21 protein-coding genes are annotated in these 26283 nt (G+C 72.4%); 7 read left to right on the top strand and 14 right to left on the bottom strand.

The window, feature by feature from the left end:
• Nucleotides 1-361: 361 nt before the first annotated feature.
• Nucleotides 362-1369 carry a stage II sporulation protein M gene (locus ABTX62_RS35610; protein ID WP_352120063.1) on the bottom strand — a complete coding sequence of 336 codons (1008 nt, stop codon included), beginning with the start codon at nucleotides 1367-1369 and terminating at the stop codon, nucleotides 362-364.
• Nucleotides 1370-1497: 128 nt separating this feature from the next.
• Between ABTX62_RS35610 and ABTX62_RS35605 the strand changes: the two genes are divergently transcribed.
• Entirely contained in the window at nucleotides 1498-2493 is a 996-nt protein-coding gene (locus ABTX62_RS35605; RefSeq protein ID WP_352120062.1) for an RDD family protein, read from the top strand.
• Nucleotides 2494-2534: 41 nt separating this feature from the next.
• Here the strand turns inward: ABTX62_RS35605 and ABTX62_RS35600 are convergent, their stop codons facing one another.
• The 8 genes from ABTX62_RS35600 to ABTX62_RS35565 all read right to left on the bottom strand — a co-directional run bounded on the left by ABTX62_RS35600 (nucleotide 2535) and on the right by ABTX62_RS35565 (nucleotide 11010).
• Nucleotides 2535-3158: a hypothetical protein gene (locus ABTX62_RS35600; RefSeq protein ID WP_352120061.1), complete on the bottom strand. Its 624-nt coding sequence runs from the start codon at nucleotides 3156-3158 to the stop codon at nucleotides 2535-2537.
• A 133-nt stretch (nucleotides 3159-3291) separates the two neighbouring features.
• Nucleotides 3292-4749 carry an adenosylhomocysteinase gene (gene ahcY, locus ABTX62_RS35595; protein WP_352120060.1) on the bottom strand — a complete coding sequence of 486 codons (1458 nt, stop codon included), beginning with the start codon at nucleotides 4747-4749 and terminating at the stop codon, nucleotides 3292-3294.
• A 405-nt stretch (nucleotides 4750-5154) separates the two neighbouring features.
• Entirely contained in the window at nucleotides 5155-6135 is a 981-nt protein-coding gene (locus ABTX62_RS35590; RefSeq protein ID WP_352120059.1) for a cation diffusion facilitator family transporter, read from the bottom strand.
• A gap of 152 nt (nucleotides 6136-6287) precedes the next feature.
• Nucleotides 6288-7439, bottom strand: coding sequence for a mannose-6-phosphate isomerase, class I (manA, locus tag ABTX62_RS35585; protein ID WP_352120058.1), 1152 nt, complete (start codon nucleotides 7437-7439; stop codon nucleotides 6288-6290).
• A 55-nt stretch (nucleotides 7440-7494) separates the two neighbouring features.
• Nucleotides 7495-8622 carry an SIS domain-containing protein gene (locus tag ABTX62_RS35580; protein WP_352120057.1) on the bottom strand — a complete coding sequence of 376 codons (1128 nt, stop codon included), beginning with the start codon at nucleotides 8620-8622 and terminating at the stop codon, nucleotides 7495-7497.
• Between the two features lie 129 nt (nucleotides 8623-8751).
• Nucleotides 8752-8922: a Trm112 family protein gene (locus tag ABTX62_RS35575; protein ID WP_283974605.1), complete on the bottom strand. Its 171-nt coding sequence runs from the start codon at nucleotides 8920-8922 to the stop codon at nucleotides 8752-8754.
• A gap of 70 nt (nucleotides 8923-8992) precedes the next feature.
• A complete protein-coding gene (locus tag ABTX62_RS35570) occupies nucleotides 8993-10357 on the bottom strand; it encodes a phosphomannomutase/phosphoglucomutase (protein ID WP_352120056.1) in 1365 nt (454 codons plus the stop codon).
• A gap of 230 nt (nucleotides 10358-10587) precedes the next feature.
• The gene (locus tag ABTX62_RS35565) at nucleotides 10588-11010 is read right to left on the bottom strand and encodes a DUF3499 domain-containing protein (protein ID WP_283974607.1); all 423 of its coding nucleotides are present in this window, start codon (nucleotides 11008-11010) and stop codon (nucleotides 10588-10590) included.
• Between the two features lie 293 nt (nucleotides 11011-11303).
• Between ABTX62_RS35565 and ABTX62_RS35560 the strand changes: the two genes are divergently transcribed.
• Entirely contained in the window at nucleotides 11304-11759 is a 456-nt protein-coding gene (locus ABTX62_RS35560; RefSeq protein WP_352120055.1) for a metallopeptidase family protein, read from the top strand.
• Between the two features lie 21 nt (nucleotides 11760-11780).
• On the opposite strand, the gene ABTX62_RS35555 is transcribed toward ABTX62_RS35560, so the two are convergent.
• From ABTX62_RS35555 to ABTX62_RS35545, 3 genes are all read right to left on the bottom strand, one after another.
• Nucleotides 11781-13301, bottom strand: coding sequence for a DUF5719 family protein (locus ABTX62_RS35555; protein WP_352120054.1), 1521 nt, complete (start codon nucleotides 13299-13301; stop codon nucleotides 11781-11783).
• Nucleotides 13298-16966, bottom strand: coding sequence for a glycosyltransferase family 2 protein (locus tag ABTX62_RS35550; protein WP_352120053.1), 3669 nt, complete (start codon nucleotides 16964-16966; stop codon nucleotides 13298-13300). Before ABTX62_RS35550 ends, ABTX62_RS35555 begins: the two co-directional genes overlap by 4 nt.
• A gap of 162 nt (nucleotides 16967-17128) precedes the next feature.
• Nucleotides 17129-17392 (bottom strand): WhiB family transcriptional regulator, encoded by a 264-nt coding sequence (locus ABTX62_RS35545; protein WP_010034659.1) that lies wholly within the window; start codon nucleotides 17390-17392, stop codon nucleotides 17129-17131.
• A 659-nt stretch (nucleotides 17393-18051) separates the two neighbouring features.
• Between ABTX62_RS35545 and ABTX62_RS35540 the strand changes: the two genes are divergently transcribed.
• The 4 genes from ABTX62_RS35540 (at nucleotide 18052) to ABTX62_RS35525 (ending at nucleotide 22017) form a co-directional block, all read left to right on the top strand.
• Nucleotides 18052-18558 carry a cysteine dioxygenase gene (locus tag ABTX62_RS35540; protein ID WP_352120052.1) on the top strand — a complete coding sequence of 169 codons (507 nt, stop codon included), beginning with the start codon at nucleotides 18052-18054 and terminating at the stop codon, nucleotides 18556-18558.
• Nucleotides 18559-18633: 75 nt separating this feature from the next.
• The gene (gene cofD / locus ABTX62_RS35535; RefSeq protein WP_352120051.1) at nucleotides 18634-19593 is read left to right on the top strand and encodes a 2-phospho-L-lactate transferase; all 960 of its coding nucleotides are present in this window, start codon (nucleotides 18634-18636) and stop codon (nucleotides 19591-19593) included.
• Nucleotides 19590-20921: a coenzyme F420-0:L-glutamate ligase gene (locus ABTX62_RS35530; protein ID WP_352120050.1), complete on the top strand. Its 1332-nt coding sequence runs from the start codon at nucleotides 19590-19592 to the stop codon at nucleotides 20919-20921. The genes cofD and ABTX62_RS35530 overlap by 4 nt, the downstream gene beginning before the upstream one ends.
• 61 nt (nucleotides 20922-20982) lie before the next feature.
• Nucleotides 20983-22017 (top strand): DNA-3-methyladenine glycosylase family protein, encoded by a 1035-nt coding sequence (locus ABTX62_RS35525; RefSeq protein WP_502998076.1) that lies wholly within the window; start codon nucleotides 20983-20985, stop codon nucleotides 22015-22017.
• A 561-nt stretch (nucleotides 22018-22578) separates the two neighbouring features.
• Here ABTX62_RS35525 and manB read toward each other — a convergent pair.
• Nucleotides 22579-23661, bottom strand: coding sequence for a mannose-1-phosphate guanylyltransferase (gene manB, locus ABTX62_RS35520; protein ID WP_352120048.1), 1083 nt, complete (start codon nucleotides 23659-23661; stop codon nucleotides 22579-22581).
• A gap of 135 nt (nucleotides 23662-23796) precedes the next feature.
• Nucleotides 23797-25272, bottom strand: a complete 1476-nt coding sequence (locus ABTX62_RS35515; RefSeq protein WP_352120047.1) for a peptidoglycan recognition protein family protein — start codon at nucleotides 25270-25272, stop codon at nucleotides 23797-23799.
• 149 nt (nucleotides 25273-25421) lie between these two features.
• Between ABTX62_RS35515 and ABTX62_RS35510 the strand changes: the two genes are divergently transcribed.
• On the top strand, nucleotides 25422-26192 hold the full coding sequence (locus tag ABTX62_RS35510) for a TIGR03089 family protein (RefSeq protein ID WP_352120046.1): 771 nt from the start codon (nucleotides 25422-25424) through the stop codon (nucleotides 26190-26192).
• Nucleotides 26193-26283 lie beyond the last annotated feature (91 nt).

The following is a 26283-nucleotide window of genomic DNA, read 5'->3' as shown; positions in this document are numbered from 1 at the left end:
CTCCGGGCTTCCCTTCGGTCTTGCGTTTCCGACTCTATCAGATCTTTTCTCGACCCGATTTCCTCGGCGCTTTCCAGGTTTCCGCTTTCGCGTTTACCTTTCCGGCGGTTCCGACTTTATCAGAAGATCCGGGCCGGACTGACCGGCCACTCATTTCCGATTCATCGGGAAGGGCTTCAATGAAATCAGCGTTTCAAGAAGCGGATAGATGTTCACTCTGCTGGTCTGAGCCTTGGGCTCATCTCCAGGCAACTGTTCGAATCTACCTCCCCACGCTCGCCGTGTCAACGGCTCCTGCGGGGCGAAGAGGAGACTAGCAGCTGAACGGAGGGCGTCGCACATCCGGCGGTCGCGGGAACGATCACGCTGCTGTGGGGACGCTCCCGCTGCGCTCCGCGGCCTCGACGTCGCCGGTCTGCCCCGCACGGGCGGCACGGCCGCCCAGGACGTAGACGTAGGCCAGGAACGCAACTTCGGCGACGATCCCGATGCTGATGCGGGCCCACGTGGGGAGGCCGGACGGAGTGACGAACCCTTCGATCGCTCCGGAGACGAAGAGGACGAGGGCGAGGCCTATGGCCATGCCTATGGCGGCTCGGCCTTCTTCCGCGAGAGCCGTGCGACGTGTGCGGGGGCCGGGGTCGATGAGCGTCCAGCCCAGGCGCAGGCCGGTGCCGGCTGCGACGAAGACGGCGGTCAGTTCGAGGAGGCCGTGCGGGAGGACCAGGCCGAGGAACGTGTCGAGGCGGCCGGCCGAGGACATCAGTCCCACTCCGACGCCGAGGTTGAGCATGTTCTGGAAGAGGATCCAGATGACGGGCAGGCCCAGGAAGACGCCCAGGATCAGGCACAACGCGGCGGCCCAGGCGTTGTTCGTCCAGACCTGGGCGGCGAAGCTGGCGGCCGGGTGGCTGGAGTAGTACGTCTCGTACTGGCCGCCGGGGCGGGTGAGCTCGCGTAGTTCGCCGGGAGCCGCGATCGAGGACTGCACCTCGGGGTGGGTGCCGATCCACCAGCCCAGCAGAGCTGCGACGGCCGTGGACAGAAGCGCCGTGGTCACCCACCAGTGCCGTGACTTGTAGACGGCGGCGGGGAAACTCTGGGTCAGGAAGCGTGTGACGTCACGCCAGGAGGCGCGTCGGGTGCCTGTCACGGCATGACGTGCGCGTGCCACGAGTTGGCTGAGCCTGCCGGTGAGCTGGGGGTCGGGGGCGCTGGACTGGATCAGGGAGAGATGCGTCGCGGTGCGCTGGTAGAGAGTGACGAGTTCGTCGGCTTCGGCGCCGTCGAGGCGGCACCGGCGGCGGAGCAGGACTTCGAGGCGATCCCACTCCGCTCGGTGGGCGGAGACGAAGACGTCGAGGTCCATCGGTGTGCCTGCTCCTCGGCTGGTCGTCGGCAGCTCGTCATGGATCAGCTTGTCGTACTGCGGTGCGATGCGCCCTCAGCTTGGCAGACTGGCCCTGTCGGAGGCAGGGCAGGGGAAGGGCGGCGGGCGTGAGTGAGCTGGTGACGGGTGAGGCTGTGGCGTTGGAGCTGCGCCCCGCGAGGCTGCCCAGCAGGGCGTTGGCCGTGCTGCTCGATCTGGTGGCGGCACTGGCGGTCTACGTCGCGGTGACCATCGCGGTGGTCGTTTCCACGGCCTCCCTCGACGAAGCGGCACAGGCGGCGCTGTCGATCGCGACGTTCGTTCTGGTGCTGGTGGGCGGGCCCATCGCGGTGGAGACGCTCAGTCACGGGCGGTCGCTCGGGAAGATGGCGTGCGGGCTGCGTGTGGTGCGGGACGACGGGGGCCCGATCCGGTTCCGGCATGCGCTGGTGAGGGGCTTGATCGGGGTGATCGAGATCCTCATGACGCTCGGGGTCGTCGCCTGCATCGCCTCGTTCGTGTCGGCGCGCGGGCGTCGGCTGGGTGATGTGTTCGCGGGGACGCTCGTCGTACGGGAGCGGCTCCCGGTCACGCGGACCGGTTTCGTGCCGCCTCCGCCTCCCTGGCTGTCGGGGCGGTTCTCGGGGCTCGATCTGTCCGCGGTGCCCGACGGGCTGTGGCTCGCCGTCCGGCAGTACCTGACGCGCATGCAGCAACTGGATCCGCAGGTGGGCTGGTCGATGGCGGAGCGGCTGGCGTCGGATCTGGCGGCGCGTACGGGCACTCCGGTGCCGCAGGGGGTGCCGCCGGCGGCCTATCTGGCGGCAGTCGTGCAGGAACGGCAGGCGCGGGAGGCCCGCCGGGCTTTCGGAAGCGATGCGGCCCGGTCGGCGACGTCCGCCACCGTCGCTCCGGTCACGAGCGGAACGACGGCCCCGACCGTGGCGCAGGCAGAGGGTGGGCTTCAGGCGGCTGCCGCTCCTCCGGCTTCTCATGGATCGGCCGGACCGTCGGCCAGGGCGCGTGAGGTGGTGTCGGAACCGTCCGGCGAGGGCCGGTCCGAGGAGTCGGCCGAGGTTCCCGCGAGCGAGCGGCCCCGTACCGGGTTCGTGCCGCCGGCCTAGTGGGGGGCGGGGCCGCCGGCTGCTCCTGGGCGGTTGCCTGTTCAGGTGAACGCCGACGGTGGTGACTCCAGGTCCTCGAGCTCGATGCCGGGCGCCGCGAGCACCACGTCCCCGGCCAGGTGGACGGTGTGCCGCTCGCCCGTGTCCAGGGCTGTGACCTGGTATTCGTCCACGGTCAGAAGGCCGTTGTCAGTGGCGTGTGCTTCGCTGTTCAGCAAGGTCCAGGACTGGTCCACGGTGCGGGGGGCGAGGACCGGGTCCGTGAAGGCGACGAGGCGTACGCGGGTGGCCGCGGAGGGGGTGAGGCGCAGAAGACGGGCGGTGGCCACGAGGAATGCCGGGGATGTGCCGGTGAAGGCGTGGGCGCGCACATTGCCTTCGGTGGCCTCGGTTCCGGTGGGGTCGGAGCGGACCCAGGTGACGCCGTCGAGGGCGGCGCCGCGCACCTGCCAGGCGGCGGCGTGGAGTTCGAGGCGGAGAGGGCGGCCGAGTTCGTCGAGGGTGAGGTCGACGGAGCCGTGGTGATCGCCGGAGGGGGTGGTCAGCTGGGAGACGTAGCGCCAGCCGGAGGGGCCGGGGGCGCACTGGAAGTGCTCCTGGAAGTGCTCTTCCGCGAGGGGGGTGTGATCGTGCGGGTCGTGGAGCGAATAGCGGCCGCGGGGCATGTGGGTCCTGGGTCTTGACGGGCGGGGCCGGTCGCCGGCCGGTCGAACGGGGCAGGCCCCCGGCACGGGGGTGCGGGGGCCTGCCTCGGAGATCCGGCCAGTGGGTGACTGACCGGCAGTGGTGCCGCTCGGCTCAGTAGCGGTAGTGGTCCGGCTTGAAGGGGCCCTCGACCTGAACGCCGATGTACTCGGCCTGCTCCGGGCGCAGGGTGGTCAGCTTCACGCCCAACGCGTCGAGGTGGAGGCGGGCGACCTTCTCGTCGAGGTGCTTGGGCAGCACGTAGACGCCGGTCGGGTACTCGTCGGGCTTGGTGAACAGCTCGATCTGGGCCAGGGTCTGGTCCGCGAAGGAGTTGGACATCACGAACGACGGGTGACCGGTGGCGTTGCCCAGGTTCAGCAGGCGCCCCTCGGACAGGACGATGATCACCTTGCCGTCGGGGAAGGTCCAGGTGTGGACCTGCGGCTTGACCTCGTCCTTGACGATGCCGGGGATCCTGGCGAGGCCCGCCATGTCGATCTCGTTGTCGAAGTGGCCGATGTTGCCGACGATGGCCTGGTGCTTCATCTTGGCCATGTCCGAGGCCATGATGATGTCCTTGTTGCCGGTCGTGGTGATGAAGATGTCGGCCTTGTCGACGACGTCCTCGAGGGTCGCGACCTGGTAGCCGTCCATCGCGGCCTGGAGGGCGCAGATCGGGTCGATCTCGGTGACGATCACGCGGGCGCCCTGTCCGCGCAGGGACTCGGCGCAGCCCTTGCCGACGTCGCCGTAGCCGAAGACGACCGCGGTCTTGCCGCCGATGAGGACGTCGGTGGCGCGGTTGATGCCGTCGATGAGCGAGTGGCGGCAGCCGTACTTGTTGTCGAACTTCGACTTGGTGACGGCGTCGTTGACGTTGATCGCCGGGAACAGCAGGACGCCGTCACGCTGCATCTCGTACAGGCGGTGGACGCCGGTCGTGGTCTCCTCGGTCACACCGCGGATCTCGGAGGCCAGCTGGGTCCACTTCTGCGAGCCGTCCGTGATGGTGCGGTTCAGCAGTTCGAGGATGACGCGGTGCTCGTCGGACTCGGCGGTGTCGGGCGAGGGGACCTTGCCGTCCTTCTCGTACTCGACGCCCTTGTGGACGAGGAGGGTGGCGTCGCCGCCGTCGTCCAGGATCATGTTGGGGCCGCCGGTGGGACTGTCCGGCCAGGTCAGCGCCTGCTCGGTGCACCACCAGTACTCCTCCAGCGTCTCGCCCTTCCAGGCGAAGACCGGGACACCCTGGGGGTTGTCCACGGTGCCGTTCGGGCCGACGGCGATGGCGGCTGCCGCGTGGTCCTGGGTGGAGAAGATGTTGCAGGACGCCCAGCGGACCTGCGCGCCGAGGGCGACCAGGGTCTCGATGAGCACGGCGGTCTGCACGGTCATGTGCAGGGAGCCGGTGACACGGGCGCCGGCCAGGGGCTGGGCCTCGGCGTACTCCTTGCGGATCGCCATCAGGCCCGGCATCTCGTGCTCGGCGAGGGTGATCTCCTTGCGGCCGAAGTCGGCCAGGGAGAGGTCGGCGACCTTGAAGTCCTGTCGGTTCTCGACAGTCGTCATTGCGAGCTGCTCCTCGGGGTTGGGTCGAGGTGGGTACGGCTGGTCTGCGCGGCGGCGGACACAGGGTGCCCGAAAGAGGACACAGGCATGCCCGCGTGCGCGCAGCGCAGTCCGTCGGAGGCCCTCTCTCCCTCGGCCGGTCCGCGGTGGGACCGCCCGACCGCCATCAGCAGCGACGTCTGGCTCCGTCCCAAGCTACACCGGGGGCGGGCGCGATCCCCAGTCCGCCGGGAAACACATCGAGCCGATCATGTGACGGATCGGGGGAGGGACGGGACGGACGCCGGGCGGATGCCGGGCGGGCGGCGACGGGCGGGGTGGTGGGCGAGGTGGTGGTGAGGCCGGGGAAGCCGGACGGGGCCCGCCGCGTGGTCCGGCGGGCCACGTGGGCCGGAGGGAAAGGGGTCAGTGCTCGGCGGGGTGGGGGGCCGGGCCGCCCGGAGAGGCCTCGGGGTCGGGGCCCTTGGCGGCTTCCCGCTCGCTGTAGATGTCCGGCTCGAGGTAGATCACGCGGGCGATCGGGACGGCTTCGCGGATGCGGGCCTCGGCGGCGTTGATGGCGGCGGCGATCTCGGTGGCCGTGTCGTCGTGCTGGACGGCGATCTTGGCGGCGACGAGGAGCTCCTCGGGGCCGAGGTGGAGCGTGCGCATGTGGATGATGCGGGTGACGGTGTCGCCGTCGACGACGGCGGCCTCGATCTTCTGCCTCTCCTCCACGCCGGCGGATTCGCCGAGCAGCAGCGACTTGGTCTCCGCGGCGAGGACCAGGGCGATCAGGATGAGCAGGATGCCGATGCAGAGGGTGCCGATGCCGTCCCAGACGCTGTTGCCGGTGAGCAGGGCGAGGCCGACGCCGCCGAGGGCGAGGAACAGGCCGACGAGGGCGCCGAGGTCCTCCAGGAGGACGACCGGGAGTTCGGGGGCCTTGGCGTGGCGGACGAACTCCTTCCAGGAGCGGCGGCCGCGCACGGCGTTGGATTCCTTGATGGCCGTGCGGAAGGAGAACGTCTCGGCGATGATCGCGAAGACGAGGACGCCCACCGGCCAGTACCAGTGCGTCAGCTCGTGCGGGTGCTTGATCTTCTCGTAGCCCTCGTAGAGGGCGAACATGCCGCCGACCGAGAAGAGCACGATGGAGACGAGGAAGGCGTAGATGTAGCGCTCACGACCGTAGCCGAAGGGGTGTTGCGGGGTGGCCTCGCGCTTGGCCTTCTTGCCGCCGACCAGGAGCAGCGCCTGGTTGCCGGAGTCGGCGAGCGAGTGCACGGACTCGGCGAGCATCGACGACGAGTTACTGAAGAGGAACGCCACGAACTTCGCTACCGCGATCGCGAGGTTGGCGACCAGTGCCGCCACGATCGCCTTGGTGCCGCCTGACGCGCTCATTTGTTCGCGTTGTCCCTTCGTACGCCGTTTCAAGGGCCTGACGCCCGCCTGGGTGGGCGCCCTTGGCTTTGCCCGTGCTTGACGGTGGGCCATTGTTGCAGTCCGCCGCGGCAGCGGTGAGTCAGGTCACCAGCACGGGGCCGTCGAAACGGTCAGGCGACGACCGTGGCCCGGAAAAGTGTTCCCGTTCCGGATACTTCGGCCTTTTCTCCGGCCGGGACGAAGACGGACGCACCGGGGGCCAGCTCGTGCTCGCCGGCCCGCACGGCGCCGGCCGTGCAGAGCAGGATCTGCGGGGTCGGGCGGGTGAGGTCGTGGGCGGCGCCCGCCTCGGGGAGGACGTAGCGGGAAAGGCGGAACTCGTCGATGGGGGTCTCGTAGACCTCCTCGCCGTCCGGGGAGGCCTCCGGGCGCAGGACGCCGGGGTCGCTGGGGCGGAAGCGGACGATGCGCAGGAGTTCGGGGACGTCTACGTGCTTGGGGGTCAGGCCGCAGCGCAGGACGTTGTCGGAGTTGGCCATGATCTCCACGCCGAGGCCGTCGAGGTAGGCGTGCGGGACGCCGGCGCCGAGGTAGAGGGCCTCGCCGGGCTGGAGCCGCACGTGGTTCAGCAGCATCGCGGCGATGACGCCGGGGTCGCCCGGGTAGTGGTGGGCGATGTCGGCGTAGGGGGCGTAGGCGCCGCCGAGGCGAGTGCAGGCGGTGGCCGCGTCCGCGACCGTGCGGGACATCTCGTCGGGGTCGGCGGTGAGGATCGCCGTGAGGACCTCGCGCAGGGCGGCGTCCTCCGGGTGGGCGTGCAGCAGGTCGACGTAGGGCTTGAGGGAGTCGACGCCCAGGTCGTCGAGCAGGGCCGCGGCCTCCAGCGGGTCGCGGAAGCCGCACAGGCCGTCGAATTCGGTGAGGGCGCAGATCAGTTCGGGCTTGTGGTTGGCGTCCTTGTAGTTCCGGTGCGGGGCGTCCACGGGGATGCCCCGCCGCTCCTCGTCCGCGTAGCCCTCCCGCGCCTGCGTGAGGTCGGGGTGGACCTGGAGGGAGAGCGGGGCGCCCGCGGCGAGGATCTTGAGGAGGAAGGGCAGCCGGGGGCCGAACTTGGCGACGGCGGCGGGCCCGAGTTCCTTCTCGGGGTCGGCGTCGACAACCTCGACGAGCGTGCCCCGGCCGGTGCGCGAAGGTGCGCCCGGGTGGGCACCCATCCACATCTCCGCCTGCGGCTCGCCGGTCGGTTCGACGCCGAGCAGCTGCGGGATGGCGGTCGGGGAACCCCAGGCGTAGGGGCGGATGGTGTTGTCGAGGCGGTCCATGGGGTTCTCTCTGCGGGGTGCGGGACGCGGGCGCGTCAGGGTGTCCCGGGCAAGATCAGGCCCTCGAAGCGAGCGCCAGGTAAACGGCGGCGAAATCCGTGATGGCGATCAGTTCCGCGAGGGTCTCCAGTTCGCCGCCCTCCTCCGGTTCCAGCTCGCTGATCGGTGTGTCGTGGCTGAGCGCGAGGTCGCGGGCGCCGGGGGCGGCGGTGAGGCCGCCGATGGGGCGGTCGCGCAGCAGCACCACGCGCGCGTGCAGGGCGGGCGGTTCTTCGACGCGGTCGCGGAAGAAGTCGTCGGGGTCGGCGCTGGCGGCCAGCGGGCCCGCGAGCAGGGCGCCGTGGGCGGCGAGGGCCTCGGGCAGTTCGGCCACGACCGCGGGGGTGCCGGACAGTTCGGCGAGGGCGGCGGCGAAGCGGCGGCCCGCGGGTCCGGCCGAGGTGCCCTCGGTCCAGACGACCGGGAGCGCGTCGGCGAGCTCGGCGGCCAGGGTCTTGGCGGCGTTGCTGTACGTGGCGATGGCGGGGCCGCAGCGCTCGGCGACGCGGTCGAGGCGGTCGGCGACCTTGTCGAGGACGTCCGGCGGGGCGTCGAGCACGCCCGCACGGTCCAGCAGCGCCAGCAGCGGGGTGAGCAGGGCCCACAGCACGCCTGGGGCGGACGCGGCGAGGGGCTCGTCCTGGTCGTACGGGGCGGTCGCCATGGGGACGAACAAGCCGTGCACCCCGGCGACGGCTTCGGCGAGCGGGGTGCGGGCGGGAGCCACGGCGACGACGGTGCAGCCCCGGCGGTAGGCCTGCTCGGCGAGCAGGGACAGGCCGGGTTCGGTGCCGTCCGGGGTGGTGATCAGCAGGAGGTCCACGGAGCCGACCCAGCCGGGCACTTCCCAGCGCAGGGCGCCCGCGGCGGGGGCGACGCCGGTGGGGGCGAGGCGGGTGACCGGGCTGCCGGCGCCGGCGAGGGTGCCGATGAGGTCGGCGGCGTGGGTGGCTGCGGCACCCGGGCCGGCGATGAGGACGGCGCGGGGCCGGCCGTCCGGCTTGAGGTCGTTGACGCCCGCCTCGGCGGCGTGGCGGACGGCCGTGCGCACGCGGGCACCGGCTTCTGCGGCGCCGCGGAGCAGCCCGCGGTGGTCGGCCTCGGCGAGGCCCTCCGGGGAGTCGAGCAGCGATTCGTCGAGCATGGGCGGAAGCTTCCCATCGCCGGGGTCCGTTATGAGGTGTCCTGGATCGTGCCCGCTGTGCCGGGAGCTATGTGCGCCGAGGGGTCGCGCGGGTGCGTACGAGCGCGCGTGGGTACGTGCGCCCCTCGGTCACGCGGGGCGGCGGGCCTCGTCGACGAGGAGGACGGGGATGCCGTCGCGGACGGGGTAGGCCAGGCCGCAGTCGGCGCCGGTGCAGATCAGTTCGCTGTCCTGCTCGGTGAGGGGGGCGTGGCAGGCCGGGCAGGCGAGGATCTCGAGGAGGCCGGATTCGAGGGGCATAGGGGTTTCCTCCGAGGTACGGGCGCTTGGGGTCGTGCCTGGTCAGATTACCGCCGGTGGGGGCGGGGCCTCAGCCCCTGATGATGCCCAGCACCTCGTCGCGCACCCTGGCCATCGTCGCGGCGTCCCTGGCCTCCGCGTTCAGGCGCAGCAGCGGTTCGGTGTTGGAGGGACGGACGTTGAACCACCAGTCGGCGGCGGAGACGGTGAGGCCGTCGAGTTCGTCGAGGGTGATGCCCTCGCGGGCCCCGTACGCGGAGCGGATGGCGGCGAGGCTGGCCTGCTGGTCGGCGACCGTGGAGTTGATCTCCCCGGAGCCGGCGTAGCGGTCGTACTGGGCGACCAGGGAGGAGAGGGGGCCGTCCTGGCCACCGAGGGCCGCCAGGACGTGGAGGGCGGCCAGCATGCCCGTGTCGGCGTTCCAGAAGTCGCGGAAGTAGTAGTGCGCGGAGTGCTCGCCGCCGAAGATCGCGCCGGTGCGGGCCATCTCGGCCTTGATGAAGGAGTGGCCGACGCGGGTGCGGACCGGGCTGCCGCCGTTCTCCTCGACGACCTCGGGGACGGACCAGGACGTGATCAGGTTGTGGATGATCGTGCCCTTGCCGCCGTGCCGGGCCAGTTCTCGGGTGGCGACCAGGGCGGTGATCGCCGAAGGGGAGACCGGCTCGCCCCGTTCGTCGACGACGAAGCAGCGGTCGGCGTCGCCGTCGAAGGCGAGGCCCAGGTCGGCGCCCTCCTCGCGGACCCGCTTCTGCAGATCGACGAGGTTGGCGGGGTCGAGGGGGTTGGCCTCGTGGTTGGGGAAGGTGCCGTCGAGCTCGAAGTACATCGGGACCAGCATCAGGGGCAGGCCCGCGAAGACCTCGGGGACCGTGTGCCCGCCCATGCCGTTGCCCGCGTCGACGACGACCTTCAGGGGGCGGATGGAGGTCAGGTCGACCAGGGAGCGCAGGTGTGCCGCGTAGTCCGGCAGTGTGTCGCGGCCGGTGATGGTGCCCGCCTCGGCGGCCGGCTCGGGGGCGCCCGACTCGCTCCACCCCTCCACCAGTTCGCGGATCTGCGCGAGGCCCGTGTCCTGGCCGACCGGGGCGGCTCCCGAGCGGCACATCTTGATGCCGTTGTACTGCGCCGGGTTGTGGGAGGCGGTGAACATGGCGCCCGGCAGGTTCAGCGCGCCCGAGGCGTAGTACAGCTGGTCGGTCGAGCACAGGCCGATCTCCGTCACGTTCGCGCCGAGCGCGGCCGCCCCGCGCGCGAAGGCACGCGACAGGCCCGGTGAGGAGGGCCGCATGTCGTGCCCGGTCGCGATGGCGCTCGCGCCGGTGACCCGCACGAAGGCCGCTCCGAAGAGCTCGGCGAGGGACTCGTCCCACTGGTCGGGAACGACCCCGCGTACGTCGTACGCCTTCACGACCTGCGACAGATCAGCAGCCACGGCCAACCTTCCTGAAAAGTACCGTCGGTCCGCCCAAACTACCCTCGCCCACCGACAGCGCGCTGGGCGGACGCCAAGAGGACTCACAGCCGTCACCTCAGGTCAGGGCAGCGTCCAGTCCGGGACGGGGTGCTCCGGCCGACGACGATGCGATGCCCCCGACACCGGATTGGTCATGCCCGCGCCAAATCGACGCCGGTGGGATGCTGGTGGAGGAATCGCGGAAGCGGTCAGTTGTCGGGCGAGCGCAGGACGCGGAGGTGTCCGCGGCGCGCGACCTCCATCGGGTCGGCCCTGCGGCCTCCGCCGCCGGCCTCGGCCGCCCGCTCCTGCGGACGGGCCGCCTCACGGACGGCGTTCGCGAGCGCTTCCAGGTCGTCACCGCTGGGGCGGGCGGGGGCCGAACCGTCGAGAAGCCGGACGACCTCCCAGCCGCGCGGGGCGGTGAGGCGCTCGGAGTGCTCGGCGCACAGGTCGTAGCAGTGGGGTTCGGCGTAGGTGGCGAGCGGGCCGAGGACCGCGGTCGAGTCGGCGTAGACGTACGTCAGCGTCGCGACGGCGGGACGGCCGCAAGCGGTGCGCGAACAGCGACGTACAGGGCTCACGATGTTGGACGGTACCGCACTCTTGAGCGGGCCGCGACGACTCTCCACGAGGTCACCCCACCGTGTCGTGCTGTGAAACGTCCCACACACTCCTTCGGGCGCACCTCGCCGACCTGCCCGGACATCGCCGTCCGGGGTGGCGAACGGTCTCGCGAGCGGACAAGAGTCGTCACAAAACCCTCAATTGCCGTGTGCCCGCCGGTCTCGGCGGATACGGATTTGAGCCCAATCTTGGCTTGAACGGTCATGTGACGAAGCGCCCAGCGGGTCGGCCGGAAGCCGTCCGTGCCGCCGTGCGGTGCCGGGCGCCGGGGCGCGGCGGGGACTACCCTTCACCAGTGATGGACAAGCCCGTAACGCCCCGTGCCGCCGCCCCCGGGCCCCGCCGCCGTGATCGCCACGGACGGGGCATGCGCGGCCCCATCGCACCGCCGCAGGTGCCGCTCGCCGCGAGCCGTGCGGACGCGTTCGCCGATCTGGTGCAGGACTCCGTGGAGCGCCTGGAGCGGCGGTGGCCGCAGCTCGCCGACATCGATTTCCTGGTCCTGGAGGTACCCCGGCTCGACGGGTCCGGCCAGGCCTGGAACGACGAGGCGGTACCGCTCGGCGGCACGATCGGCGCGCGCGAGGGCCGCCCCGCGCGCGTGGTCGTCTACCGGCGGCCGGTCGAGATCCGCACCAAGGGGCGCGACGAGCGGGCGGCGCTGGTGCACGAGATCGTCGTCGAGCAGGTCGCCGAACTGCTGGGGCTGACGCCGGAGACGGTGGATCCGCGCTATGGCGAGGACCAGGGCTGAGACCGACACCGGCCGGCGGTGCTACTTCTGGAGCACCGACAGGTCCTCGTCCGCCTCCGGTACGGCCACCGTCCCCCGGTCGTCCGGCAGCGTCTGCACCGTGAAGGCGGGGACGCCGCCCTCGGTCACCGCCAGGGTACGGGCCCCGTAGACCGGGCCGCCGGAGACCGGCTCGACGGTGAGCGCGTAGGTGCCCTTCAGACCGCCGGGGGCCGGGGGCTCGATGTCCTGGGTCGTGCCCCCCTTGATCGTGTACGTCTTCGACACCGGGGTGCCGCCCTCGCTGCCGGCCGAGGCGGTGACCTTGACCGTGGCGGCGGCGCCGGGGGCCGTCAGGGACAGCGTGCTGCCCTTGCCGCTGTTGTCCGCGGACGTCGCGCGTGTGCCGACGGGGCGGGTGGCCGGGATGAACGCCGTCTCCTGCTTGTCGCCCTTGCCGCGGACGACCCGCAGGGCCGCCACGACCGGCACGGATCGGTCCGTCGGGGACAGCACCAGGGAGCCCGCCTCGCCGCGGGTGACCTCGCCCAGGTCGGTGGCGGACGTCATGCCGGCCTTGACGTGCACCGTCTCGTGCCCGGCCGGGGTGATCAGCCCGGAGGGAGACGCCAGGCGCACCTTCAGGTCGGCGTCGGCGTCACCGGGGGTGAAGGCGACCAGGCGCACGGAGGTGGCGTCCTTGGGGATGCCGGGCAGGACCAGGCTGCCCGAGGGGTCCGTGGACGCGGCCAGCCAGTCGCCGCCGAGCTTGTCGTCCAGGGCCTGCACGGCGGCGCCGACGCGTCCGCTGCGGACGTTGACGTGCACGGTGAGGTCGGTCTGCCGCTCGTCGATGAGGGTGGACAGCAGGACCGGCTCGCTGGAGTGCGGCTGGACCGTGATGCCCTCCCCCACCGCGGACTTCAGGGCGCCGTCCTTGCCGTAGAGCTCGATGTCGACCACGGCGGCCGAGTCGTCGGGGTTCGTCAGATGGACGTAGTCGGTGCGGTCGGCGTCCGCGCTGGCGCCGGGGAACCAGAAGTCGGTGTCCGGAGCGGTGCAGTTGACACCTTGGAGGCCACGCCCGGTCCCCGCGGCGACCTCGGTCGTCTCCTGGACCGTCCAGCCGGGTGCGAACCCGCCGTCCGCGGTTCCGACGAGCGCGGGCGCGTCGCCGCCGGAGCTGTCGCCGGTGACCGGCTTGCCGGGCTGCCGGGGAGTCAGCACGGGCTCGGCGGGCTTGTCCTGGCCGGACTTCCCGTCCTCCTCGCCCTTGCCCTTGTCGGTGCCGTCGGCCGACTTCTGGGCGGCCGCCCGAAGTTCGGCCTTGCCGCCGCTCTCGGTGCCCTTCGTGACGGGCGTGAAGGACGTGTAGGACGTCTCGGCGAGGTCGGACGTGCTGGGCGCCGGGCACAACAGGCTCGTGCGCTCGACGGGCAGTTGGGCGGCCGCCTCGGCGGCGGTGCCCGGGGCCGGGGCGGCCGGCTGGGACAGCGCGGCGAAGCCGGTGACGGCGGCGAGCGCGGTCGCGCCGGCGATCAGGGACAGGGTGGTGCGGTTCACTGCTGGCTCCCGTCGGGACGCTCACTGCCCGTGCCGTGGGGGTGGTGCTGCTGCGCCGGGTCGTACGGCGTGCCGTAGCCCTGCTGGTAGGCCTGGTCGTAGCCCTGCTGGTCGTGCGCGACCTGGGCCTGGTCCTGGCCGCCGTAGGCGTACGGGTCGTACTGGCCGCCCTGGTACGGGTCCGCCTGGTACTGCTGCCCGTAGGCGTCCGCCGGGTAGGGGGCGTTCTGGTACTGGTCGCCGTAACCCGCGTACGCGCCGCCCTGGTAGGCGGCGTTGTCCCACTCGCCGTGGTTCTGCTGCTGCGGCACCGCCGCCGGCTGCCGCTCCGGCTGCGGGGGCGGGAACTCCTCGGGTCCGGCGGTTTCCTCGGCCTCGGCCTCGGCTTCCGCCTGGGCGCGCAGGCGGCGGGCGCGGCGGCCCTCGCCGGCGACGGCCTCGGCCGGGACGGCCGGTTCCTCTGGGAGGTCGTCGTCGATGTCACGGCGTCGGCCGGGCAGGGCGAGCACCACGAGGACGAGGGCGAGGAGCCCTTGGGCCCACAGCCAGGCCGTGTGGCCGATCGGGTCGTCGTAGGTGACGTCCAGCCTGCCTCCGCCGGCGGGGAGTTCGAAGCCCTGGGCCCAGCCGTCGACCGTGGTGCGGGTCAGCGGCTTGCCGTCGAGCGTGGCGGACCAGCCGTCGGACGCGGAGTCGGCTAGGCGCAGCACGCGTCCGCCGGCACCCGCCGGGATCGTGGTGTGGATGTCGACGGGCCCGGCGGCGACGGGTCGCGGGGTACCGGATCCGGAAGCGGGCACGATCGTGGCGCGCGCGACCTCCCGGTTGACGCGCCACAGCGCGCCGCCGTCCTGCTGGCTGAGCCGGGTCAGACCGGGTGTGGCGTCCAGGACGCGGGTGACCTCGCGGGGGGCGCCCTGGTGGACGAGGACGTAGCGCACGGCGAAGCCGCCGAGCTGGTCGGACTGGTCGGCGCCGGAACCGGCGACCAGGTTGGCGACGACCTTGTCGAGTCTGCCGTTCTCGCCGTCGGCCGCGGCGATCTCGCCGTCCCCGAGGCGGGCGCCCGAACCGCGGACCAGCATGTAGCCGACGCGGGCGCCGGAGTCGCTGTCGAGGACGAGGGTGCGGGCCTGGTCGTGGGTGCCGCTCTCCTCGGCGACGAACGCGGGCACCTGGGTCGCGTCGCGCCGCTCCAGCGGGCCGTCGGCGCCGCGGATCATCCAGCCGGCGGCGATGAGCAACGGGCCGGCCGCCGAGGCGAAGGCGATCAGCACGGCGACCGGCTGGCGCCAGCCGAAGCTCTGCTCGGCCACCCGCGCGCGTGCCCCGTCGGCGCCGAGCGCGGCGGCCGCCAGGAGGGCGATGCCGTAGACAAGGGTCGCCGGGCCGGCCCAGGCGGAGCCGTTGGCCAGGACCGCGAAGACGAAGCCGGTCAGGGCGACCGTCCAGGCCGTCCAGATGCCCGCCTGGCGTTCGGAGCGCACCAGGGCGGCCAGGGCGGCCAGCACGATGCCGAAGAGCATGAGGCCGCTGACCGTGCCGGGGCCGCCCGGGCTGGCGCCGAGCAGGCCGAGGGGGGAGGCGGCGGACGCGCCGTACTCCAGGCCCGCTTCCTTGAGGAAGCCGAAGGGGAGCAGCGTCAGCGACCAGGGCGCGAGCAGCAGCAGGGGCGTCCCGAGCTGAGCCAGGAACCGCAGCCCGTAGGCCGTGATGTCGGTCCGGCGAAGCACCAGCACCCCGATGCCGAGGAGCAGCGCGATCGGCCACACGATCGGCGTGAAGGCGGTGGTGATGGTCAGCAGCAGCGCGTACGCCCAGGTGGCGCGCCAGCTGCCACGGGCACCGCCGGCGTTCGTCAGGCCACCGGCCGCGATGCCCGCCCGGGCGATGAGCGGCAGCAGCACGGCCAGGACGGCGGTGCCGATACGGCCGCCGGCGAGGGCGCCGGTGGCGGCGGGCAGGAAGGCGTAGACGACGGCCGCCCAGGCGCGCAGCAGCCGGGACTCGACGAGCGGGCGGGAGGCGAAGTAGGCGGTGACGCCGGCCAGCGGCACCGAGCAGACGAGGAGGAGCGTGACGGCGAGACCGGCCGAGCCGAACAGCAGGGACGCCAGGATCGCCACGAGCGCGAGGTAGGGCGGCGCGGGCGAGGTGCCGCCGGCGCCGACCGGGTGCCAGGCGTCCAGGTAGCGCGCCCACAGCTCGCCGGAGTCGGCCGGGGCGGGCAGCAGGGCGCCGCCCGCGAGCGCGCCGCCGCCGAGGAGCTGGCGGCAGGCGACCAGGGAGACCAGCAGCAGCACCAGGAAGAGCACCGGGCCGGGCTTGCGCGCGATGCGCTTGAGCCGGGCGAACTGCTCGATCTCCAGGAAGTCGGCGTCGTCTCCGCCGGGACCCGATTCGACGGCGCCGCCGTGCCGTCCCGCACCGGCGGCGACTTCCGGGTCGGAGCGGCCGACGAGGCTGCTCGCGACCTGCTCCACGGTGACCCGGACGGTCGCGCCGGGCGGCGGGAACAGGGCCCGCAGCTCGCCCTTGTCGATGCGGGGTGCGCCTCTGCCGCGCCGCCCGGCGAGGATCCGCTCGGGCCTGAGCAGGGTGCTCACCAGGCCGCGGATCTCGTCGACGGCCTGTCCGGGGACCTTGCCCACGAGATAGGCCACGGTCCGCAGCAGGGTGCCGAGCACGATGCGCAGCATCACCCAGGGGAGCACGGCCGTACGCGCGTTGACGAGCAGGGTGTAGACGGCGCCGGCCTTGTCGACCTTGTGCGGGGAGGCCGCCGTACGGCCCACGCAGTCGACCGTGCGGCGCTCGCGGCTGGAGGCCTCGGCGTGCCGGACGACCGCCTCGGGGGCGACCAGGACGCGGTAGCCGGCCGCGTGCGCGCGCCAGCACAGGTCGACGTCGTCGCGCATGAGGGGCAGGTGGCGGTCGAATCCGCCGAGCTGTTCGAAGACGTCGCGGCGGACGAGCATGCCGGCGGTGGACACCGACAGCACGGTCCGGACGTGGTCGTGCTGGCCCTGGTCCTGCTCACGGCGGTCCAGGCCGGTCCAGCGGCGGCCGGAGTTGGCGATGGAGACGCCGACCTCCAGCAGCTGGCGCCGGTCGTACCAGCCGCGGAGCTTGGGGCCCACGACGGCCACGTCCTCGCGGCCCAGCTCGTACTCGTTGTCCACGACCCGCAGCAGCTGGGCCAGGGCGTCCGGGTCCGGGGCGCAGTCGTCGTGCAGCAGCCACAGCCATTGCACCGGCTCGCCGTGCGGCAGTTCGGGCAGGTCGTAGGCGTCGTCGCGCCACGAGCGCGTGACCGGGTCCCAGCCGCTGGGGCGCTTCAGGTACGGCAGCTCGTCCGGGGTGAGGACCGGCGCGGTGCGGTCGCACTCCTCGACGGCCTGGCCGAAGCCGGTGCGGCGGGCGAGGTGCAGCACCCGGTCGGCGCCGAGCGCGTCGGTGACCAGCTGTGCGGAGGCGTCCGAGCTGCCGGTGTCGGCGCCCATCGCGTACTGGACGGGCCGCTCCTGGCCGAGCAGTCCGGCGAGCGCGTCGGGCAGCCAGCGGGCGCCGTCGTGGGAGACGAGGACCGCGGTCACCACATGACGCGGGAACTCAGGTGTGGCAGCGGTGTCGTGATGGGCTGCCGGGTGGCTGTGCACGGACATCGAGGTACGGGCCCCGGTTCGGTGGACTGCGGTGGACGCCTGCGCCCGGTGGGGGCGGCGCGGTGTCTCGGACGAGCGACCACACTATCGGCTGCGCGGCAAGGGGCCCGCCGCCTGTGGATAACCCAGGGTCGACGGGCCGTTCACGAACCGGGGTGGGGGTCAGACGGCCGCTTTCTTCAGCCGGCGGCGCTCCCGCTCGGACAGGCCGCCCCAGATGCCGAATCGCTCGTCGTTGGCGAGGGCGTACTCGAGGCACTCGGAGCGGACCTCGCAGGCGAGGCAGACCTTCTTGGCCTCCCTGGTCGAGCCGCCCTTCTCGGGGAAGAAGGACTCGGGGTCGGTCTGGGCGCACAGCGCGCGCTCCTGCCAGCCGAGTTCCTCGTCCGCGTCGTCGACCAGCAGTTGCTGCACCGTCTCGGTCATGTGCGCCCCTCGTCTGTCTTTCGCGTCCCCGTGATCTAGCCGTTACCGATTCCGGCTGAACGACACGAGTGAAATTACAAGTGTGCTGCTCCGGGCGAGTCAAGCCGAGATCTGCTATTGAGCCCCTTATTCACTCTGCGGAACCAAGCCCACGCGGAAAGTGTTCAAATCACCATAAAACCTGACACACAGACGGAGCCCCTGAAGGCTCACGTCGTCCGCCGGACCCCTCGCAGACCTCTACAGGGAAGGACGCCCAGGAGTTCGATCTCGTTCCGACACGCACGTCGAAGCGAAACGGATCACAGTCGGATCACGACTACGCAACGGGGTTTGTGCGCCCGGTTGGACGCCATGTGTCCCGGGCGGGCCATGAACAAACCTTTCATCTGAGCGATCGACCGGATGAGGTGAACCACATCCCACATACCGGGTGTCGAGTTGACAGTGAAGGTGTGAACCGGTGTCCTTGTGGGCATGCTCGCGAACTTGGCATCCACCTCGACCCGCACCGCCGGGTCCCACGGTGCTGCCCGCGCTCGCTGTAGCTGTTGCTGTCCCAGCTGTTGAGCCACACCCGCTCCAGCTGAAGGCCGAGCCACCCGTCTCTCGGCTCCCGTTCCCTCTGACCTTCTGCCACTGAGGAACCACACACCCCCATGAACAGCGACAGCGACCTGCAGATCGCCGGTGACATCCTCGAGGTCACCCACCTCCTCCAGACCCCGCGCGAGCACCCGGCCACCGTCGCCGAGTTCGTCGGACTGGCCCGCTCCCTCGCCGAGGACCGCTCCCAGTGGGAGCACCTCGTCCGCTACGACGCGGTCAGCCGCTGGTACCACCGGCTGCGCACCGGCCCGGGCTACGAGGTGTGGCTGCTGTCCTGGGTGCCCGGGCAGGGCAGCGGGCTGCACGACCACGGCCGCTCCTCCGGCGTACTGACCGTCCTGGAGGGCACGCTGACCGAGCGCACGGAGAGGGGCACGCGCGCCCTGCGAGAGGGCGCGCAGCGTGTGTTCGCGCCTGGGTACGTGCACGAGGTGGTGAACGACGCACTGGAGCCGGCGGTGAGCCTGCACGTCTACTACCCGGGCCTCACCGAGATGCCGATGCACACGGCCCCGCACTGCGAGGCCCGGACCGTACCGGGTGCTCTGACCACCTGACCGGATGCCGTAGGCGGTCGACCGGATGTCGCGGGCGCCGACCGCTTGTCGCGGGCGCCTGCAAGACTGGCTCCCATGCGCATTGTGGTTCTGGCAGGCGGCATCGGCGGTGCCCGGTTCCTGCGTGGTCTGAAGCGTGCCGTCCCGGACGCGGACATCACGGTCATCGGCAACACCGGGGACGACATCCACCTCTTCGGGCTGAAGGTCTGCCCGGACCTCGACACGGTGATGTACACGCTCGGCGGCGGCATCAACGAGGAGCAGGGCTGGGGTCGCGCCGACGAGACCTTCCATCTCAAGGAGGAGCTCGCGGGGTACGGCGTCGGGCCCGAGTGGTTCGGCCTGGGCGACCGGGACTTCGCCACGCACATCGTGCGGACGCAGATGATCGGCGCCGGGTACCCGCTGAGCGCGGTGACGGAGGCACTGTGCGACCGCTGGAAGCCGGGCGTGCGGCTGATCCCCATGTCCGACGACCGCGTCGAGACGCACGTGGCCGTCGAGATCGACGGCGAGACCAAGGCCATCCACTTCCAGGAGTACTGGGTACGGCTGCGTGCCTCGGTGCCCGCCCGGGCGGTCGTGCCGGTGGGAGCCGACCAGGCGAAGCCCGCGCCGGGTGTTCTGGAGGCCATCGCCGAGGCGGACGTGATCCTCTTCCCGCCGTCCAACCCGGTCGTGTCGATCGGCACGATCCTCGCCGTGCCCGGCATCCGGGAGGCGATCGCCGACGCCGGGGTGCCGGTCGTCGGCCTCTCCCCCATCGTCGGTGACGCGCCCGTGCGGGGCATGGCCGACAAGGTGCTCGCCGCCGTGGGGGTGGAGTCGACCGCGACGGCGGTGGCCGAGCACTACGGCTCGGGCCTGCTGGACGGCTGGCTCGTCGACTCGGTGGACGCGGGCGCGGTGGAGCGGGTCGAGGCGGCCGGGATCCGCTGCCGGGCCGTACCGCTGATGATGAGCGACACCGACGCCACCGCGCGCATGGCCCGGGAAGCGCTGGCCCTGGCCGAGGAGGTGCGGACGGCGTGAGCACCGAGGTCACCGGCGAGGAGCGGGGCGCCGACGGGTATCGGGTGTGGGCCGTGCGCGGGATACCGGAGGTCACGGCCGGGGACGATCTGGCCAAGCTGATCGCGGCCGCCGAGCCCGGACTGGCCGACGGGGACGTGCTGCTCGTCACCTCGAAGATCGTGTCCAAGGCCGAGGGCCGGATCGTCCGGGCCACCGACCGGGAGGCCGCGATCGACGCGGAGACCGTACGGGTGGTCGCCCGTCGCGGCGGCCTGCGGATCGTGGAGAACCGGCAGGGCCTGGTCATGGCCGCGGCCGGGGTCGACGCGTCCAACACCCCGTCCGGGACGGTGCTGTTGCTGCCCGAGGACCCGGACGCCTCCGCCCGCGCCGTTCGCGACGGGCTGCGGGACGCACTCGGCGTCGACGTCGGGGTGATCGTGACCGACACCTTCGGGCGGCCCTGGCGCGCCGGGCTGACGGATGTCGCGATCGGCGCCGCCGGAGTGCGCGTGCTCGACGATCTGCGCGGCGGCACCGACGCTCACGGCAATCCGCTCAGCGCCACCGTCGTCGCCACGGCCGATGAACTCGCCGCCGCGGGTGACCTCGTCAAGGGCAAGGCCGCGGGGCTTCCCGTCGCCGTGGTGCGCGGGCTCGCGCACCTGGTGGTGGAAGGCGACGGCGGTGAGGGAGCGCGGGCCATGGTCCGCGGCGCCCGCGACGACATGTTCCGCCTCGGCACCTCCGAGGCGGTCCGGCTGGCCGTGACCCAGCGGCGCACGGTCCGGGCCTTCACGGACGAACCCGTCGACACGGGTGCCGTACGCCGGGCCGTGGCCGCCGCCGTGACAGCGCCGGCACCGCACCACACCACCCCGTGGCGGTTCGTGCTGCTGGAGTCGCGGGAGTCGCGGACGCGCCTGCTCGACGCCATGCGGGACGCGTGGATCGCCGATCTGCGGCGGGACGGCAAGACGGAGGAGTCCATCGCCAAGCGGGGCCGCCGCGGGGACGTACTGCGCAACGCGCCCTACCTCGTCGTCCCCTGCCTGGTCATGGACGGCTCGCACACGTACGGCGACCCGCGGCGGGACGGTGCCGAGCGGGAGATGTTCGTGGTCGCCGCGGGCGCCGGCGTGCAGAATTTCCTGGTCGCGCTGGCCGGGGAACGGCTGGGCTCGGCATGGGTGTCGTCGACGATGTTCTGCCGGGACGTGGTGCGCGAGGTGCTGGAGCTGCCCGCGGCCTGGGACCCGATGGGGGCGGTGGCGGTCGGGCATCCCGCGGAGGAACCGCGACCGCGGCCCGGGCGGGACGCGGAGACGTTCATCGAGGTGCGGTGACAGGTGCCGGGCGGCGCCTACCCTCGTAGGGCTGCTCTCACGGATCCCGAGGACTTCATTCATGGCAGGACGGTTCGCTCCGCGGCCCACGCTCCCCCACGGCCCGAAAGGCGTGGGAGGTGTCCCCATGCCGGTGCGCGGCGGGCAGGTCGCCATCCCTCCGGGGATGCCGCGGCAGGCGACGGGGCCGGGGCGGGTGCGCGAGTGGGTGCCGGACGGGCCGCTGGATCTCGGCCTGGTGCTCGGGCCGCTGCGGCGCGGGCCCGGGGACCCGACGTTCCGGGCGGTGCCGGACGGGTCGGTGTGGCGGACCAGTCTCACTCCGGCTGGCCCCGGCACGCTACGAGTGCGCGCGTACGGCGGTGGGGTGCGCGGGGAGGCCTGGGGGCCCGGAGCGGAGTGGCTGCTGGAGCGGCTGCCCGAGCTGCTCGGGGCGGCGGACGACCCGTCGGCGTTCGTGCCGCGGCACCGGCTGCTGGCGTCGGCCCGGCATCGGCGGCCGGGGTTGCGGCTGACGCGGAGCGGGCTCGTGCTGGAGTCCTTGATCCCGTCGATCCTGGAACAGAAGGTCACGACCGATGAGGCGTACCGGGCGTGGCGGCTGCTGGTGCGGAAGTTCGGGGAGCCGGCGCCGGGACCCGCGCCCGAGCGGATGTACGTGATGCCCGCGCCTCGGACCTGGGCCCTGATCCCGTCGTGGGAGTGGCATCGGGCCGGGGTCGACAACAAGCGGGCGTCGACGATCCTGCGTGCGGTGCGGGTCGCCGCGCGACTGGAGCAGGCCGTGGAGATGGAGCCCGGGGCGGCTCGGGCGCGGCTGGAGCTGGTGCCGGGGGTCGGGCCGTGGACCTCCGCGGAGACGGTGCAGCGCAGTCACGGGGCGGCGGACGAGGTGACGGTCGGGGACCTGCATCTGCCCGGGATCGTGGGGTGGGCGCTGGCCGGGGACCGGGACGCGGACGACGCGGTGATGCTGGAGCTGCTGGAGCCGTACGCAGGGCAGCGGCATCGGGCGGCCCGGCTGATCCTGCTGAGCGGGAGGGTTCCGGCGCGCAGGGCACCGAAGATGCCTCGGTGGGATATCGGGCAGCTCTGAACTGTCGGGCGTGGAGGCGCTCGGCGTCGGTCGGCAGGCAGATGCGGCGGGCCTCGCATACTCGGCGCCAGCGCTGAACCGTTGGCGACCGAAACGCTCGACGTCGACCCAGGGGGCAGGTGCGGCGGGCCTCGGAAACTCGGCATCGGTGCCGGACTGCCGGGGATCGAGACGCTCGACATCGGTCGGCAGGCAGATGCGGCGGTCCTCGCATACTCGGCGCCAGCGCTGAACCGTTGGCGACCGAGACACTCGACGTCGACCCAGGGGCAGGTGCGGCGGGCCTCCGATACTCGGCATCGTGCCGGACTGCCGGGGATCGAGACGCTCGACGTCGACCGGGGGGCAGGTGCGGCGGTCCTCGGATACTCGGCGCCGGGGTGCTGGACTGTCGGCGGTCGAGGCCCTGAGGTCGGCCGGAGGGCGAGTGGGTGCGCACCTCGGGGCGATCAGGTGCCGCTGCGCCCACCCTCCCCCGAGCTCTCGGCTTCCTGAGCAGGGGGCCCATCGGCCCTGGCGGCACGCATGCCCCGTGGCTGAGCGCAGCGGCCCCTGCGTGTCCTACTGGTCCGAGGAGAAGCGGACCGCTCCTGCCGGGATGCGGGCGTCGCACCATATGCGGGCGCCCTCCAGGAGTTCGTTGTCGGCGCCGATCACCGCGCCGTCGCCGATGACCGTGCCCGTGAGGACCGAGCGTTGGCCGACGCGGGCCCGGGTGCCGATCAGGGAGTCGGTGATGACCGCGCCCGGCTCGATGACCGCGCCCGGGAGGATCGTGCTGCCGAAGATCCGCGCGCCCTCCGCGACGAAGGCCCCCTCGCCCACCACCGTGCCGCCCGACAGCTTGGCGTCGGAGGCCACTTGGGCCGTGGGCAGGACGAGGCGGTCGCCGCAGCGGCCCGGGACGGCGGGCGACGGGGCCCGGCCGAGGACCAGGTCCGCCGAGCCCCGCACGAAGGCCGCCGGGGTGCCCAGGTCGAGCCAGTACGTCGAGTCGACCATGCCCTGGAGGTGCGCCCCGGCCGACAGGAGGCCGGGGAAGGTCTCCCGCTCCACCGACACCGGCCTGCCCAGCGGGATCGAGTCGATGACCGAGCGGCGGAAGACGTACGCCCCCGCGTTGATCTGGTCGGTGACGATCTCCTCGGGGGCCTGCGGCTTCTCCAGGAACGCCAGCACCCTGCCCGTGTCATCGGTGGGGACCAGGCCGTAGGCGCGCGGGTCCGTGACCGTGGTGAGGTGCAGGGAGACGTCCGCGCCGGTCGTCTCGTGGGTGTCGACGAGGGCCCGGATGTCCAGGCCCGTCAGGATGTCGCCGTTGAAGATCAGGACCGGGTCGTCGGGGCCGGAGTGCAGCCGGGAGGCCACGTTGCGGATGGCGCCGCCGGTGCCGAGCGGCTCCTCCTCCGTGACGTACTCCAGGTGGAGTCCCAGCGCGGAGCCGTCACCGAAGTACGGCTCGAAGACCTCGGCCAGATAGGACGTGGCCAGGACGATGTGCTCGACGCCCGCGGCTCTCGCTCTGGCCAGCTGGTGCGTGAGGAAGGGCACCCCGGCCGCCGGAACCATGGGCTTGGGCGTGTGCACCGTGAGCGGGCGCAGCCGGGTGCCCTTGCCGCCGACCAGGAGGATCGCTTCTGTCACGTGTCGTCTCTGCTTCCTGCCGGGACCGGCCGAACTGTCTTTCGGCCGGTCAGTGTATGCAGACCGTTCCGTGGCGCCTTCGTTGGCCGTGCGGCATTCCGCCCCTCTGTCCCCCGTCGGCGGGGAGACGTGTGCTCAGCGACCCTGGTAGCGGGCCGCCTTGGAGCGGGCCGAGCCGAGCTTTCCGTAGAGCTTGCGTCCCGGGCACTCGGTGATGAAGCCGTCCCGGTGCCCCGAGATCACGTTCAGCCGTACCTTCTTGCCCTTGGGGTGGAGATTGCTGCCGGCCGACTTCAGGGAGGTCTTTCCCTTCGGGTTGACCCGGTACAGCCCCAGCTTCCACGCGGTCAGCCGGGCGACGGCCTTGACCGCGGCCTTCGACGGCTTGGTGGCGCCGTAGGACCCGAGGACGGCGATCCCCATGCTGTTGCTGTTGAAACCAAGCGTGTGCGCGCCGAGGACCGGCCTCGCCACGCCCCCGGCGCGGCCCTCGTAAATCTTTCCGCACTTGTCGATGAGGAAGTTGTAGCCGACGTCGCGCCAGCCCATGCTCCGGACGTGGTAGCGGTAGATACTGCGGATGAGTGAGGGAACCTGCGAGCAGCGGTAGTCGTTGCCGCTGGCCGTGTGGTGCACGAAGGCCGCCTTGACCTTCTTCGTGTACCGGAAGCCGCTCTCGCGCAAGCCCTCGTCCGCGCCCCAGCCGCGCCGCGTGACGATACCCGGGCGCGGTCCGATGTACGGCTTCGCCTGCCGCTGCTGCTGCTGCTCGGTCAGCTCGCCGGTGTCGAGGGCGAGGTACTCCTGCTGGATCTCGGTGCGGTTCAGTGCCGCGATCTCGGTGGCGTCGCGGAGGGCGAGGTCGGCGTTGACGGCGGCGGCGTCGGTGAACGCGGACGCCTTGGCTTTCAGGACGCCGAGGCGGGTGCCGTCCGCGACGGCGCTGCGGGACGGGTCCTCTTCCTCGCCGGGGTCGACGAGTTCGAGGCGCAGGCCGGACGGCAGCGGGGGTGCGGCGTGCGGGTGGCGGGCGCCCGCGGTGTGCCCGGCGGAGTCGGTCGCCGTGCCGTCGGACTCGGAGCGGACCCGGATTTCGACGCCGTCGGAGTCGCCCACCCACAGGGGGGCCGTGGCACCGCGGACCCGGCCCGAGGCTCTCTCGGGGGTGTCCGGGTCGGCGGCGTGGTCGGCGTTGTGGGTCTCCACGTCCTGCCAACCCGACCAGGTGCCGGTACCAGCGGCGCGGGTGCGGACCTGGACGCTGCCGTGCAGTTGAGCGTCGGGGTCGTCCCAGACGACGCCGACGAGGGAGAAGTGGCGTACGGCACGGCGGGTCAGGCCCTGTTCGGCGAGGGCGGGGGCCGTGGCGCGGTCGCGGGTGAGGGGTTCCAGGGGGAGTGACTGGGTGCTGCCGGCGGCGTACGGTCCGGCCGCGCGCCGGTCGGCCGGGGTCGTGGCCGGGGTGCCCGCGCGGGGCACGGGTCTCACCGTCGTGGCGGCTTCCGCGGCCGGCACCGGTCTCGCCGTCGCCGCGAGGGCGGGAGGGGTGAGGGGAAGGGTCAGGGCGGTCGCACAGGTGACACCGATCGAGGAAGCAAGGAATCCACGCATGCCCCTGATCTTGGTCATAGTCATATAAATCTGTCCATTTGGGATGTGACAGGTCGTCGGCCGGTTTCGGCCGAACCGGTGGCGGATTCGCGGCGGGGCGGCGGGCGGGCCGTTGGGCGGGTGCGGGTGCGCCGCGTACGCTTGCGCGGGTGAACGCCACCGATCGCACCCCCGCCGACCTGCTGGGTTCCGCGCTCGCCGCGGATCCGGGACGCCCCCTGGTGACCTTCTACGACGACGCCACGGGCGAACGCGTCGAACTGTCCGTGGCCACCTTCGCCAATTGGGTGGCCAAGACCTCGAACCTCCTTCAGGACGAGTTGTCCGTCGAGCCCGGGGACCGGGTCGCGCTGCTGCTGCCCGCGCACTGGCAGACGGCGGTGTGGCTGCTGGCGTGCGCGTCCGTGGGAGTCGTCGCGGACATGTCCGGGGACGCCCGCGCCGCGGACGTCGTGGTGAGCGGGCCGGACCGGCTGGAGGAGGCGCGGGCCTGCTCCGGGGCGCGGATCGCCATGGCCCTGCGGCCGCTCGGGGGGCGGTTCCCGCAGGCCCCGGAGGGCTTCGCGGACTACGCGGTGGAGGTGCCGGGGCAGGGGGACCGGTTCGTGCCGTACGCGCCCGTGGATCCGGAGGGGCCCGCGCTGATCGTGGCCGGGCGGGAGTTCAGCGGGGCCGAGGTGGTCGAGCGCGCCCGGGCCGAGGCGACCGCGCTGGGGCTGACCGGACCCGGGTCGCGGATCCTGTCGGGCCTGCCCTACGACACGTGGGAGGGGCTGAACGCCGGACTGTACGGGCCGTTGGCCACCGGCGGTTCCGTGGTGCTGTGCCGGCATCTGGAACAGGCCGGGGACGGGGTGCTGGACAAGCGGGTGGACAGCGAGCGGGTCACGACCATCGCCCGCGGCACCCCCCTCCACTAGGCCCCTTCTGATGAATCTCCGTGGGAGACGGAGCGGCGTTCGGTGCGTGCTCTGGGGGTCCCCCCTGCTCGAAGAGCTTGGGGGAGTGCCG

The organism is Streptomyces sp. NPDC096046 (assembly GCF_040303285.1).
GTDB lineage: Bacteria > Actinomycetota > Actinomycetes > Streptomycetales > Streptomycetaceae > Streptomyces.
The sequence above is the reverse complement of the archived record's forward strand: the minus strand, read 5'-3'. Positions and strand labels throughout refer to the sequence as shown.

Coding starts and splice junctions, on each gene's coding strand:
- ABTX62_RS35610 (WP_352120063.1), bottom strand. CDS start 1,369: ATGGACCTCGACGTCTTCGTCTCCGCCCACCGAGCGGAGTGGGATCGC.
- ABTX62_RS35600 (WP_352120061.1), bottom strand. CDS start 3,158: ATGCCCCGCGGCCGCTATTCGCTCCACGACCCGCACGATCACACCCCC.
- ahcY (WP_352120060.1), bottom strand. CDS start 4,749: ATGACGACTGTCGAGAACCGACAGGACTTCAAGGTCGCCGACCTCTCC.
- ABTX62_RS35590 (WP_352120059.1), bottom strand. CDS start 6,135: ATGAGCGCGTCAGGCGGCACCAAGGCGATCGTGGCGGCACTGGTCGCC.
- manA (WP_352120058.1), bottom strand. CDS start 7,439: ATGGACCGCCTCGACAACACCATCCGCCCCTACGCCTGGGGTTCCCCG.
- ABTX62_RS35580 (WP_352120057.1), bottom strand. CDS start 8,622: ATGCTCGACGAATCGCTGCTCGACTCCCCGGAGGGCCTCGCCGAGGCC.
- ABTX62_RS35575 (WP_283974605.1), bottom strand. CDS start 8,922: ATGCCCCTCGAATCCGGCCTCCTCGAGATCCTCGCCTGCCCGGCCTGC.
- ABTX62_RS35560 (WP_352120055.1), top strand. CDS start 11,304: ATGGACAAGCCCGTAACGCCCCGTGCCGCCGCCCCCGGGCCCCGCCGC.
- ABTX62_RS35550 (WP_352120053.1), bottom strand. CDS start 16,966: ATGTCCGTGCACAGCCACCCGGCAGCCCATCACGACACCGCTGCCACA.
- ABTX62_RS35545 (WP_010034659.1), bottom strand. CDS start 17,392: ATGACCGAGACGGTGCAGCAACTGCTGGTCGACGACGCGGACGAGGAA.
- ABTX62_RS35540 (WP_352120052.1), top strand. CDS start 18,052: ATGAACAGCGACAGCGACCTGCAGATCGCCGGTGACATCCTCGAGGTC.
- cofD (WP_352120051.1), top strand. CDS start 18,634: ATGCGCATTGTGGTTCTGGCAGGCGGCATCGGCGGTGCCCGGTTCCTG.
- ABTX62_RS35525 (WP_502998076.1), top strand. CDS start 20,983: ATGGCAGGACGGTTCGCTCCGCGGCCCACGCTCCCCCACGGCCCGAAA.
- ABTX62_RS35515 (WP_352120047.1), bottom strand. CDS start 25,272: ATGCGTGGATTCCTTGCTTCCTCGATCGGTGTCACCTGTGCGACCGCC.